This is a genomic window from Streptomyces sp. Ag82_O1-12 (assembly GCF_900182715.1).
Classification (GTDB): Bacteria; Actinomycetota; Actinomycetes; order Streptomycetales; family Streptomycetaceae; genus Streptomyces; species Streptomyces massasporeus.
The window spans coordinates 5,953,483-5,966,370 of sequence record NZ_FXUW01000001.1; the positions used below are offsets into that span (position 1 = coordinate 5,953,483).

The 12,888-nt window shown below is 71.7% G+C and carries 6 protein-coding genes; 1 reads left to right on the plus strand and 5 read right to left on the minus strand.

Annotated elements, in window-relative coordinates:
• Window positions 1-49: 49 nt before the first annotated feature.
• The 5 genes from glgB to QOL88_RS27485 form a co-directional block, all read right to left on the minus strand.
• Window positions 50-3,064 carry a 1,4-alpha-glucan branching enzyme gene (glgB, locus tag QOL88_RS27465; RefSeq protein ID WP_097220734.1) on the minus strand — a complete coding sequence of 1,005 codons (3,015 nt, stop codon included), beginning with the start codon at window positions 3,062-3,064 and terminating at the stop codon, window positions 50-52.
• A 31-nt stretch (window positions 3,065-3,095) separates the two neighbouring features.
• Window positions 3,096-4,538: a maltokinase N-terminal cap-like domain-containing protein gene (locus QOL88_RS27470; protein WP_097220736.1), complete on the minus strand. Its 1,443-nt coding sequence runs from the start codon at window positions 4,536-4,538 to the stop codon at window positions 3,096-3,098.
• A gap of 191 nt (window positions 4,539-4,729) precedes the next feature.
• Entirely contained in the window at window positions 4,730-6,430 is a 1,701-nt protein-coding gene (gene treS, locus QOL88_RS27475; RefSeq protein WP_097220738.1) for a maltose alpha-D-glucosyltransferase, read from the minus strand.
• A complete protein-coding gene (locus tag QOL88_RS27480) occupies window positions 6,427-8,550 on the minus strand; it encodes an alpha-1,4-glucan--maltose-1-phosphate maltosyltransferase (protein ID WP_179878979.1) in 2,124 nt (707 codons plus the stop codon). Before QOL88_RS27480 ends, treS begins: the two co-directional genes overlap by 4 nt.
• Before the next feature lie 215 nt (window positions 8,551-8,765).
• Complete coding sequence (locus QOL88_RS27485; protein WP_097220743.1) at window positions 8,766-9,968, minus strand: S8 family peptidase; 1,203 nt, start codon at window positions 9,966-9,968, stop codon at window positions 8,766-8,768.
• Window positions 9,969-10,244: 276 nt separating this feature from the next.
• Here QOL88_RS27485 and QOL88_RS27490 point away from each other — a divergent pair, with 276 nt between their 5' ends.
• The gene (locus tag QOL88_RS27490) at window positions 10,245-12,863 is read left to right on the plus strand and encodes a glycosyltransferase family 1 protein (protein ID WP_097223208.1); all 2,619 of its coding nucleotides are present in this window, start codon (window positions 10,245-10,247) and stop codon (window positions 12,861-12,863) included.
• Window positions 12,864-12,888: the final 25 nt, after the last annotated feature.

Consider the following 12,888-nt stretch of genomic DNA (forward strand, 5'->3'; position numbering starts at 1 on the left):
GCCGCCCCCGAAAACGCTGAGCTCCCTGTCGCTTCTCGCTTCCCGGCCCTCAGGCCGGCCGCAGCCACACCGTCGCCAGGGGCGGCAGGGTCAGGCGGATGCTGGCCGGGCGGCCGTGCCAGGACTGGGGTTCGGGCTTGACCGGATCGGGGTTGATGACGTCGCTGCCGCCGTAGCGGGCCGCGTCGGTGTTGAGCGCCTCGTGCCAGGCGGGAACGTCGTCGGGAACGCCCAGGCGGTAGTCCTGGCGGGTGACCGGCGCGAAGTTGGACACCGCCAGCACCGGGACGCCCTCCGGGTCCAGCCGCAGGAACGCGAGGACGTTGTCGTCGGCGGCGTCCCCGACGATCCACTCGAAACCGGCCGGGTCCGTGTCCAGCCGCCACAGCGCCGGGGTCGCCCGGTAGACGGTGTTCAGGTCGCGGACCAGGTCCCGCACACCCCGGTGGTCGGGCTCCGCCCCGTACCCCGGGTCCAGCAGCCACCAGTCCGGCCCGTGCGCCTCCGACCACTCGGCGCCCTGGGCGAACTCCTGGCCCATGAACAGCAGTTGCTTGCCCGGATGAGCCCACATGTAGCCGAGGTAGGACCGCACCCCGGCACGCTGCTGCCACCAGTCGCCCGGCATCTTCGACACCAGGGACCGCTTGCCGTGCACGACCTCGTCGTGGGAGATCGGCAGCACGTAGTTCTCGCTGTACGCGTACACCATCGAGAACGTCAGCTCGCCGTGGTGGTACTTGCGGTGCACCGGCTCGTGGCTCATGTACTGCAACGAATCGTGCATCCAGCCCATGTTCCACTTCAGCCCGAAACCGAGCCCGCCGAAGCCGCTCGGGCCCTTGTGGTGGGTGGCGCGGGTGACACCGTCCCAGGCGGTGGACTCCTCGGCGATGGTGACCACGCCGGGCACCCTGCGGTAGAGCGTCGCGTTCATCTCCTGGAGGAACGCCACCGCGTCCAGGTTCTCCCGCCCGCCGTGCTCGTTGGGCGTCCACTGGCCCGGCTCACGCGAGTAGTCCAGGTAGAGCATCGAGGCGACGGCGTCCACCCGCAGGCCGTCGATGTGGAACTCCTCGCACCAGTACACGGCGTTGGCCACGAGGAAGTTGCGCACCTCGTTGCGCCCGAAGTCGAACTCCAGCGTGCCCCAGTCGGGGTGTGCGGCCCGCAGCGGATCCTCGTGCTCGTACAGGGGCCTGCCGTCGAACTCGGCCAGTGCCCAGTCGTCGCGCGGGAAGTGCGCGGGCACCCAGTCCATGAGGACGCCGATACCGGCCCGGTGCAGTGAGTCGACCAGGTACCGGAAGTCGTCCGGCGTGCCCAGCCGGGCCGTCGGTGCGTAGAAGCCGGTCACCTGATAGCCCCAGGAGCCGCCGAACGGATGCTCCGCGACCGGCATCAGCTCGACGTGCGTGAAGCCCAGGTTCTTCACATACCCCGGGAGCTGCTCGGCGAGCTGACGGTACGTCAACCCAGGTCGCCAGGACGGCAGATGGATCTCGTACACCGAGAGCGGCGCCTCGTGCGCGGGGACCTCGGCGCGCCGGGCCAGCCACTCGGCGTCGCCCCACTCGTACGCGGAGGAGGTGATGACCGACGAGGTCGCGGGCGGCACCTCCGTGCGGCGGGCCAGCGGGTCGGCGCGCAGCGTCTTCGAGCCGTCCTGGCGCGTGATCTCGAACTTGTACAGCTCGCCCTCGCCGACGTCCGGCAGGAACAGCTCCCACACGCCGGACGAGCCCAGCGACCGCATGATGTGCCCGGCGCCGTCCCAGAAGTTGAACGTGCCGGTCACGCGCACGCCCTGTGCGTTCGGCGCCCACACCGCGAACCGGGTGCCGGTCACGCCCTGGTGGGTCGTCGGGTGGGCGCCCAGCGCCGTCCACAGCTCCTCGTGCCGGCCCTCGCCGATCAGATGCAGGTCGAGGTCGCCCAGCGTGGGCAGGAAGCGGTACGCGTCCTCGGTCTCCAGGACCGTCCCCTCGTACTCCACGACCAGCCGGTAGGCCGGGACCTCCCGCAGCGGCAGCAGCCCCGAGAAGAACCCCTCCCCGTCGTTGTGCAGCTCGGCCCGCAGTTCCCCGGAGACGACGGTCACCGACAGGGCGTACGGACGCAGCGCCCGGAAGGCGATGCCGCCGGGCACGGGGTGCGCGCCGAGCACGGAGTGCGGGGCGTGGTGCGTGCCGGCGAGCAGCCGCTCGCGGTCCACCGCGTCGACGGCGGGCGAGACGGCGACCTCCATCTCCGGCGGAACGACCTGGGCAAAACCGGCGTCCCCGGCGGGGGCCCGCCCGGCGGGAACCCTCCGAGCAGGGGCTTTTCGGGCCGGGGCCTTCTTGACCGCGCTCCTCTTCGCGACGGCCTCGCCCGCGGGCGCCTTGCCGGCGGTGGTCTTCTTCGCGGGGCTCTTGGCGACCGTGCTCTTGGCGGTGCCGGTCTTCTTGGCGGTGGCGGTCTTCGCCGCGGTGGCCTTCTTGGCGGCGATCTTCTTGGCGGTGGCCTTGGCGGGGGTGGCCTTCTTCGCGACGGCCTCGGCGGCCGTGGTCGTGGCAGCGGCGCGTTCGGCGGTGCCGGCCTTCTTGGCCGGGGCCTTCTTCGCGGTGGTCTTCGCCGCAGGGGATGTCGCGGCCTGGGCCTTGCCGGCTACGGTTTCCGCGGCCGTGGACTTCGAGGCCGCGGCCTTCACGGCAGTGGTCTTGGCCGCCGTCGCCTTGACCGTCGTGGCCTTCTTGGCTGCCGACTTCTTCGCGGCGGTCTTCTTCGCGGCGGTCTTCTTCGCCGCCGCGGTCCCGGCCGCGGGCTGCTCGACCGCCGTCTTCTCGGCTGCGGCCTTCTTCGTCGCCGCCTTCTTGGCCACCGTCTTGCCGACGGTGGTCTGTGCGGCTGCGGCCTTCTTGGCGGTCGCCTTCGCCGGGGCCGCCTTCTTCGCCGCTGCCTGTTTGGGCACCGCCGTCTTCTTCGCGGCGCTCTTCTGCTGGGCGGCCGTGGGCTGCTCGGGGATCTTCTCCCCGGCGGTCCCCTTGGGGCGCGAACCGCTGGACTCAGGGCGGGGGGTCACGGGCGGAGCCTCCAGGGCGAGGGGTGGTCGGTCAGGTCAGGTGGCCGGTCGAGGCGAGCCGGTCTATGGCGGCCAGGGGCACCGGCAGCCAGTCGGGGCGGTGCCGGGCCTCGTACACCACCTCGTAGATCGCCTTGTCGGTCTCGTAGGCCCGCAGCAGCACCGGGTCGGTGCGCGGGTCGCGGCCGGAGGCCTCCGCGTAGCCGGCGCAGTACGCGGAGCGGCAGGTCTCGGCCCAGTACGGCTGGGGAGGGTCGGCCGAGCGCGCCGCGTAGTCGAAGGACCGCAGCATGCCGGCGACGTCCCGCACGGCCGGCTGCGGCATGCGCCGCTCGGCCAGCGGCCGGGCCGGCTCGCCCTCGAAGTCGATCAGCCACCACTCGCCGGACGGCGAACGCAGGCACTGCCCGAGGTGCAGATCGCCGTGCACCCGCTGCGCGGTCCACGTACGGCCCTCGGCGGCCAGATCACCCAGCGCGGTGAACGCGGAGCGCAGCCCGTCGGCGTACGGCCGCAGCGCGGCCACCGCCTGGACGGCCGCGTCCAGCCGCTCGATCATCCCGTCGACCATGAGCTGGAGCTGCATGTGACCGAGCGTGACGGTCGGCACCGCCCGGGCCAGCGCGGTGTGCACCTCGGCGGTGGCCCGCCCCAGTGCCCGCGCCGCGGCGCCGAAGTCCTCGCCCTTGGCCAGCTCGCGCAGCGCCAGTTCCCAGCCGTCGGAGGCCCCCTGAAGGAACGGCTGCAGCACCCCGAGGACGTACGGCTGGCCCGCCGGGTCCGCCGCACCCGACGGGACGACCGGGTCCGCCGCGGGGGAGATGTCCGCGACCATCCAGGCCGTCGGCGCGGGCACCCTGGGGCAGCCCTCGCGGGCCAGCGCGAGCGGCAGTTCCAGATCGGGGTTGACCCCGGGCACGATCCGCCGGAGCAGCTTCAGGATGAACGTATCTCCGTAGACGATCGACGAGTTGGACTGCTCGGCGGTCACCACGCGCGGCACGAGACCGGAGCGGATGTCCTGGCCGGGGTCCCGTTCGAAGCGGAGCCTGCCGATCCGGGCCTGGGTGCGCAGCGCCTCCAGGAGCAGCTCGGCGGGCCGGGTGTCGTGCAGGGCGTCGTAGACGGTCCGGCCGGCCAGCGGCCCCGTCGGTACGTGTCCGATGAGCGCGGGCGCCAGCCGAGGCGGCAGCGCCTCGCGCACGCCTATCAGCAGCTGGTAGCAGTCGCCGGGGTGGCCGGGCGACCCGTGGGAGGGCACGACGGGCTGATGGGCGCGGACGAGCAGGTGGTACAGGCCCAGATGGGACGTGGCCGGAAGCAGCTCGGTGGCCTCGACCAGCGTGAACCCGGTGACCGGCCGCCCCTTGCCCGCGAACCAGCGCTGCCGCGGCAGCCACTCCCGCAGCAACGGGTCGAGGGAGGCAAGGAGGCCGGGCGGGGTGGTGACGGTGCGTGTGACGTCTTCCGACATGGCGTCGCGTCCTTTCACCCATTCTTGGTGCGCCTCCGGGTGCCTGCAACCGGCCCCGGACGGCGCCCCTCCGGCTCACGCGGGTGGGCGGGTGTTACTGATGCGTGCCCCGGGCGGGGCGGAGGAAACGCCCCGCCGCCGGGGTTTGCGGCCCGCCCCGCGGGTCAGGCCTCAACAGGCCTTTTCAGGCCTCACATGGTTTCCTTGCGGAGCCTGAACCAGTAGAACCCGTGGCCCCCGAGGGTCAGCAGGTACGGCAGCTCGCCGATGGCCGGGAAGCGCACCCCGCCGAACAGCTCCACCGGGTGCCGCCCCTCGAAGGCGCTCAGGTCCAGCTCGGTGGGCTGCGCGAACCGCGAGAAGTTGTTCACGCACAGCACCAGGTCGTCCTCGTACTCCCGCAGGAACGCCAGCACAGCGGGGTTGGACGAGGGCAGCTCGGTGTACGACCCGAGCCCGAAGGCCGGGTTCTGCTTGCGGATCTCGATCATGCGGCGGGTCCAGTGCAGCAGCGAGGACGGCGAGGCCATGGACGCCTCGACGCTCGTGACCTGGTAGCCGTAGACCGGGTCCATGATCGTGGGCAGGAACAGCCGTCCCGGGTCGCACGAGGAGAACCCCGCGTTGCGGTCGGGCGTCCACTGCATCGGCGTGCGCACCGCGTCCCGGTCGCCGAGCCAGATGTTGTCGCCCATGCCGATCTCGTCGCCGTAGTACAGGATCGGCGAGCCCGGCAGCGACAGCAGCAGGGCCGTGAACAGCTCGATCTGGTTGCGGTCGTTGTCCAGCAGGGGAGCGAGCCTGCGGCGGATGCCGATGTTGGCGCGCATGCGCGGGTCCTTGGCGTACTCGGCCCACATGTAGTCGCGCTCTTCGTCCGTGACCATCTCGAGCGTCAGCTCGTCGTGGTTGCGCAGGAAGATGCCCCACTGGCAGTTCGACGGGATCGCCGGGGTCTTGGCCAGGATCTCGGAGACCGGGTAGCGCGACTCCCGCCGCACGGCCATGAAGATGCGCGGCATGACCGGGAAGTGGAACGCCATGTGGCACTCGTCGCCACCGCTCGGGTAGTCGCCGAAGTAGTCGACGACGTCCTCGGGCCACTGGTTGGCCTCGGCCAGCAGCACGGTGTCCGGGTACTGCGCGTCGATCTCCTTGCGCACCCGCTTCAGGAAGTCGTGCGTCTCCGGGAGGTTCTCGCAGTTCGTGCCCTCCTGCTGGTACAGGTACGGCACCGCGTCCAGCCGGAACCCGTCGATGCCCAGGTCCAGCCAGAACTTCAGCGCGGAGATCATCTCCTCCTGCACGGCCGGGTTCTCGTAGTTGAGGTCCGGCTGGTGGGAGAAGAAGCGATGCCAGTAGTACTGCTTGCGGACCGGGTCGTAGGTCCAGTTCGAGGCCTCGGTGTCGACGAAGATGATCCGCGCGCCCGGAAACTGCTTGTCGTCGTCGGCCCACACGTAGTAGTCGCCGTAGGGACCGTCGGGGTCCTTGCGCGACTCCTGGAACCAGGGGTGCTGGTCGCTGGTGTGGTTCATGACGAAGTCGATGATCACGCGCATGCCGCGCTGGTGGGCGGCGTCGACGAACTCCACGAAGTCGGCCAGGTCGCCGAACTCGGGCAGTACGGCGGTGTAGTCGGAGACGTCGTAGCCGCCGTCGCGCAGGGGGGACTTGAAGAACGGCGGCAGCCACAGGCAGTCGACGCCGAGCCACTGGAGGTAGTCCAGTTTCGCGGTCAGGCCCTTGAGGTCGCCGACACCGTCGCCGTTGCTGTCCTGGAAGGAGCGGACGAGCACCTCGTAGAAGACGGCACGCTTGAACCACTCCGGGTCACGGTCCCTGGCAGGGGTGTCCTCGAAGGTGTCCGGAACGGGTTCGTTGACGATCATGTTGTGGGTGACCCTCCGATCTCCGGGGTGGACGGTCGCAGGACCGTGAAGACGTGCGCGGCCCGGTGGCCCGGTTCGAGGCGCACATAGTTGGCCCTGCCCCAGTGGTAGGTCTCGCCGGTGAGCTCGTCGCGCACCGGCACCGACTCGTGCCAGTCCAGGCCGAGTTGCGGCATGTCCAACGAGACCGTGGCCTCCTGGGTGTGGTGGGGGTCGAGGTTGGCGACCACCAGAACCGTGTTCGAACCCTTCCGCTTCGAGTAGGCGATCACCGCCTCCTGGTCGGCGTGGTGGAAGTGGAGGTCGCGCAGCTGCCGGAGGGCGGGGTTCTCCCGGCGGATGGTGTTGAGGCGGGTGAGCAGCGGGGCGATGCTGCGGCCCTCGCGTTCGGCGGCCGCCCAGTCGCGGTGGCGGAGCTGGTACTTCTCCGAGTCGAGGTACTCCTCGCTGCCCTCGCGCAGCGGGGTGTTCTCGCACAGTTCGTAGCCGGAGTAGATGCCCCAGGACGGTGACAGCGTCGCGGCGAGCACGGCCCGGACCTCGAAGGCGGGACGGCCGCCGTGCTGGAGGTAGGCGTGCAGGATGTCGGGGGTGTTGGGGAAGAAGTTGGGCCGCATGTAGGAGGCGGCCTCACCCGACAGCTCCGTCAGGTACTCGGTCAGCTCCTCTTTGGAGTTGCGCCAGGTGAAGTAGGTGTAGGACTGCTGGAAGCCGATCTGGGCCAGGGTGTGCATCATCGCCGGCCGGGTGAAGGCCTCGGCCAGGAAGATCACATCGGGGTCGGTGCGGTTGACCTCGCCGATGACCCGCTCCCAGAACACCACCGGCTTGGTGTGCGGATTGTCCACCCGGAAGATCCGCACCCCGGCGTCCATCCAGTGCCGCAGCACCCGCACCGTCTCCGCCACCAGGCCGTCCATGTCGGCGTCGAAGGCGATGGGGTAGATGTCCTGGTACTTCTTCGGCGGGTTCTCCGCGTAGGCGATGGTGCCGTCGGGGCGGTGGTGGAACCACTCCGGGTGCTTGTGCACCCAGGGGTGGTCCGGTGAGCACTGCAGCGCGAAGTCCAGCGCCACCTCCATGCCCAGCTCCCGCGCCCGCCCGACGAACCAGACGAAGTCCTCCAGGCTGCCCAGAGCGGGGTGCACGGCGTCGTGCCCGCCCTCCGGCGAACCGATCGCCCACGGCACACCGACATCGTCCGGGCCGGGGGAGAGGGTGTTGTTCCTGCCCTTGCGGAAGGTCGTGCCGATGGGGTGGATCGGCGGCAGGTAGACCACGTCGAACCCCATCGCCGCGATCGCCGGCAACCGCCGGGCGGCCGTGCGGAAGGTGCCGTGGGGCTGCTCACGGGTGCCCTCCGAGCGCGGGAAGAACTCGTACCACGAGCCGTACAGGGCCCGCTCCCGCTCCACGAGGAGCGGCAGCGGCTCACTGCTGGTGACCAGGTCCCGCAACGGATGCCGCTCCAGGACCGCGTCCACCTCCGGCGTCAGCGCCGCCGCCAGACGAGCCGCCGCGGGGCGGTCCTCGTCCCGCAGGGCGTCGACGGCGGTGAGGATCACGTCGCGCAGTCCCTCCTCCTCGGGCACACCCGCGGCCGCCCGCTCGTACAGACGCGCGCCCTCCTCCAGGACGACGTCCGTGTCCATGCCCGCCGGGATCTTGATCTCGGCGTGGTGACGCCAGGTACCGACCGGGTCCCCCCAGGCCTCGACGGTGAACGTCCACAGGCCGGGTTCCCCGGCGGTGACCGTCGCACCCCACCGGTCCGTCCCCGGGGCGAGCTCGCGCATCGGCGTCCACGGGCCCGGACGGCCCTCGGGATCCCTCAGGACGGCATTGGCGGCCACCGCGTCGTGCCCCTCCCGGAACACGGTCGCCGAGATCTCGAAGGTCTCGCCGGTGACGGCCTTGGCCGGCCGGCGGCCCCGCTGGACCACCGGGCGGACGTCCAGTACGGGTATGCGCCCCACGGCGGTCGCGTCGTGATCGGGGGGTGGTGGCGAGGCCGGTGGACCGGCGTCGGCCGGGCGCGCGGGGCGTGCTTCGCCGCCGGGTGCGCGCGCCCCGGTGGTGCGGCGGTTGGGGGGTGCTGGCGAATGGTGCTTGGCGGGCATGACCGCTCCTGTCCGCGTCAACGTGGGTAGGCGGATGTCTGTGGGGAGGTGGGTCCTGCGTGGTGCTCCTGAGAGGGGTACCCGCAGGAGCCTTCCCACCCTATTCGGGTGAGCAATCCGGCACTTTGTTAACTACTCACGCGTATGTCGACACACAAGACCGGCCGCGTCCGCGACGGACGAGGCCGGCCCTCTGGCATGGCTGCTCCTTCGCCCTACGCGCGCGGCACCCGCAGTAATTTGTCCGGCGAACCGATACCCCGGCCGGAGACCTTCCCGGCCGCCGCCGTGCTGGTCAGGACCGCCCCGACCTGGGCCGGAGTCGCTTTCGGATGATCGGCCAAATACAGCGCGGCCGCGCCCGCGGCGTGCGGGGACGCCATCGAAGTACCCGAAAAGGTGGCCCGCGCCGTGTCGCTCACGGCTGACGCGGAGGTGATATCGACGCCCGGGGCGAACAGATCGAGGGCCGGACCGTGGTTGGAGAAGGCCGGTTTTGTATCCCCGCGGTCGGTCGCGCCGACCGTGACGGCCTGCTTGACGCCGCCCGGGGAGTACAGGCCGGCCGGCCTGCCGTCGTTGCCCGCGGCGACCGTGTAGGTGACGCCGGAGGCGATCGAGGCGCGCACGGCGGCGTCCAGCCGGTCGTTGCGCGGGCCGCCCAGGCTGAGGTTGGCGACCGCGGGCTTCCTCGCGTGCCGGGTCACCCAGTCGATCCCGGCGATCACCCGGGCCGTGGTGCCCCCGCCCGCGGCGTCGAGAACGCGCACGGAGACGATCCGGGCCCGCTTCGCGACGCCGAAGGACGTCCCGGCGACCGTGCCGGCGACGTGGGTGCCGTGGCCGTTGGCGTCCGAGGCGACCCGGTCGTTCCCCACGAAGTCCCAGCCGTGGCCCGCCCGGCCGGCGAAGTCCTCGTGGGTGGTGCGGACGCCGGTGTCGATCACGTACACCGTCACCCCCGCGCCGGCCGACCGTGGCCAGGTGTAGCTCCGGTCCAGCGGCGGCTTGTGCTGGTCGACCCGGTCGAGCCCCCAGGACGGCGGGTTCCTCTGGGCGCCGTCGAGCCGCACGCGGGTGTCCTGGACGACCGAGGCGACCCGGGGGTCGGCGGCCAGCCGCGCGGCCTGTCTCCCGCCGGCCCGCACCGCGTAGCCGTTCAGGACCGTGCCGTAGGTGTGGCTGATCTCCGCCCCGTACTCTTCGGCGAGGTGCTTTCCGGCCGCCGACCGGGCCCGCGTGCCCTCCTTCAGTGTCACCAGGTAACTTCCGTGCACGGAGCCGGGTGATCCGGCGCCGAGTATCCGCCCCTCCGGTACGGCGTGCGCGGGCAGGGTGGTGGCCGAAAACGCCGCGGCGCAGATCGCCGCCGTCAGGCCCCCCGCCCGGCGCAGACGCCGCTCGCGCGTCCGAGCCATGGTCCGAGTTCCCCTCCTCGACTCGGCGTACGGCTGCCGCGCGCAGCCGCGTGCGGCGGGCGCGGGCCGGTACGCCAGAGGCAGCCTCTCGTGGCGTGTGAAGCACCACAAGGACGCCTATGGGTGCGGAATCGGCCATATCCGCGGATGGTGCTGTTCAGGCCGATCGGGGGTCGGGTGGCGGAGCCTCAGCGGCGGGGGCGCCGACGCCGGTACTGTCGGAGGAGACGTCGTCGAAGCCCTGCGAAATCCAGCGAACGCGCCGAGGTGGAACCCGTGAAGGCGATCCGTCGATTCACCGTCCGACCCGTTCTCCCCGAACCCCTCCGGCCGCTCAGCGATCTGGCCCGCAACCTGCGCTGGTCGTGGCACGCGGAGACCCGTGACCTGTTCCGGTCGGTCGACCCCGAGCGGTGGGCCGCCTCGGGCGGCGACCCCGTCCGGCTGCTCGGCAGCGTGCCGCCCGCGCGGCTGGCGGAGCTCGCCGGGGACCGCTCGTTCCTGGACCGCCTCGCCGCGGTCGCGGGCGATCTGCGCGACTACACGACCGGCGAGCGCTGGTACCAGACCCAGCCCGAGGAACTGCCCGCCGCGATCGCCTACTTCTCACCCGAGTTCGGCATCACGGCCGCCCTGCCCCAGTACTCCGGCGGCCTCGGCATCCTGGCCGGCGACCACCTCAAGGCGGCCAGCGACCTCGGCGTCCCGCTGATCGGCGTCGGTCTGCTCTACCGGCACGGCTACTTCCGCCAGACCCTCTCCCGGGACGGCTGGCAGCAGGAGCACTACCCGGTCCTCGACCCGAACGAGCTGCCCGTCGTCCAGCTGGAGGAGCCCGACGGCACCCCCGCCCAGGTCGCCCTCGCTCTGCCCGGCGGCAGGCAGCTGCACGCCCGGATCTGGCTCGCGCAGGTCGGCCGGGTCCCGCTGCTGATGCTGGACTCCGACGTCGAGGAGAACGACCTCGGCGAGCGCGGCGTGACCGACCGGCTCTACGGCGGCGGCAGCGAGCACCGGCTGCTCCAGGAGATGCTCCTCGGCATAGGAGGTGTCCGGGCGGTACGGACGTACTGCCGGCTGACCGGCCACCCCGCGCCGGAGGTGTTCCACACCAACGAGGGGCACGCCGGGTTCCTCGGCCTGGAGCGCATCGCCGAGCTCTGCGCCGGCGGGCTGGACTTCGACTCCGCGCTGGAGTCGGTGCGCGCCGGGACCGTCTTCACCACCCACACGCCCGTCCCGGCCGGCATCGACCGCTTCGACCGCGAGCTGGTCGCCCGCCACTTCGGCCCCGACGCCGAGCTGCCCCGCATCGACGTCGACCGCATCCTGCGGCTCGGCATGGAGACCTACCCCGGCGGGGAGCCCAACCTCTTCAACATGGCCGTGATGGGCCTGCGCCTGGCCCAGCGCGCCAACGGGGTCTCCCTGCTGCACGGCAACGTCAGCCGTGAGATGTTCGCCGGCCTGTGGCCCGGTTTCGACGCCGACGAGGTGCCGATCACGTCCGTGACCAACGGGGTGCACGCGCCCACCTGGGTCGCCCCCGAGGTGTTCCGGCTCGGCGCCCGCCAGATCGGCGTCCAGCGCGCCGAGGAGGCGCTGACCGTCGGCGGCTCGGACCGCTGGGACACGGTGGCCGACCTCCCCGACCAGGACATCTTCGACCTCCGGCGGGTGCTGCGCGAGCAGCTCGTGACCGAGGTGCGCGAGCGGCTGCGGGCCTCCTGGCGGCAGCGCGGCGCACACACGGCCGAGCTGGGCTGGATCGACGGCGTCCTCGACCCGGACGTCCTCACCATCGGCTTCGCCCGGCGCGTCCCCTCGTACAAGCGCCTGACGCTGATGCTGCGCGACCGGGACCGGCTGATGGACCTGCTGCTGCACCCCGAGCGGCCGGTCCAGATCGTCGTGGCGGGCAAGGCGCACCCCGCGGACGACGGCGGGAAGCGGCTGGTGCAGGAGCTGGTGCGGTTCGCGGACGACCCGCGGGTGCGGCACCGGATCGTGTTCCTGCCGGACTACGGCATGGCGATGGCGCAGAAGCTCTACCCCGGCTGCGACATCTGGCTCAACAACCCGCTCAGGCCGCTGGAGGCCTGCGGCACGTCCGGGATGAAGGCCGCGCTCAACGGCTGTCTCAACCTGTCCGTCCTCGACGGCTGGTGGGACGAGTGGTTCCAGCCGGACTTCGGCTGGGCCATCCCGACGGCGGACGGGGCGGGGACGGATCCCGATCATCGTGACGACATAGAGGCCGCGGCGCTGTACGACCTGCTGGAGCAGCGGGTGACGCCCCGCTTCTACGAGCGCGGGCGCAGCGGGCTGCCCGACCGGTGGATCGAGATGGTCCGGCACACGCTGAGCCTGCTCGGGCCGAAGGTGCTGGCGGGGCGGATGGTCCGCGAGTACGTCGAGCGGCTCTACGCTCCGGCGGCGCTCGCCCACCGCTCGCTCGTGCCGGAGTCGGCACGGGAGCTCGCCGAGTGGAAGGGGCGGGTGCGGGCGGCCTGGCCGGGTGTCACGGTCGACCATGTGGAGACGTCCGTGGTGGCCGCGCTGGCGGAGCTCGGCACGACGCTGGGGCTTCGGGTGCTGGTCGGGCTCGGGGAACTCGGGCCGGACGACGTGGAGGTGCAGGTCGTCTCGGGTCGGGTGGACGAGGAGGACCGGATCGGTGACGCGACGGTGGTTCCCCTGAAGCCGGTGGGCTCCGCCGATCAGGAGGGGCGCTGGGTGTACGAGGGGCCCTTGTCGCTGGATCGCACCGGGCCTTTCGGATACACGGTGCGGATCCTTCCCGCGCATCGGCTGTTGGCTTCGAGCGCGGAGTTGGGGCTGGTGGCCGGGCCTTCCGAGGAGCTGGTGGCGGCTGCGGGGCTGTTGATGCGGTAGTTCACCGTGTGCGGGTGCGTGGGGG

Coding starts and splice junctions, on each gene's coding strand:
- treS (WP_097220738.1), bottom strand. CDS start 6,430: ATGATCGTCAACGAACCCGTTCCGGACACCTTCGAGGACACCCCTGCC.
- QOL88_RS27470 (WP_097220736.1), bottom strand. CDS start 4,538: ATGTCGGAAGACGTCACACGCACCGTCACCACCCCGCCCGGCCTCCTT.
- QOL88_RS27480 (WP_179878979.1), bottom strand. CDS start 8,550: ATGCCCGCCAAGCACCATTCGCCAGCACCCCCCAACCGCCGCACCACC.
- QOL88_RS27485 (WP_097220743.1), bottom strand. CDS start 9,968: ATGGCTCGGACGCGCGAGCGGCGTCTGCGCCGGGCGGGGGGCCTGACG.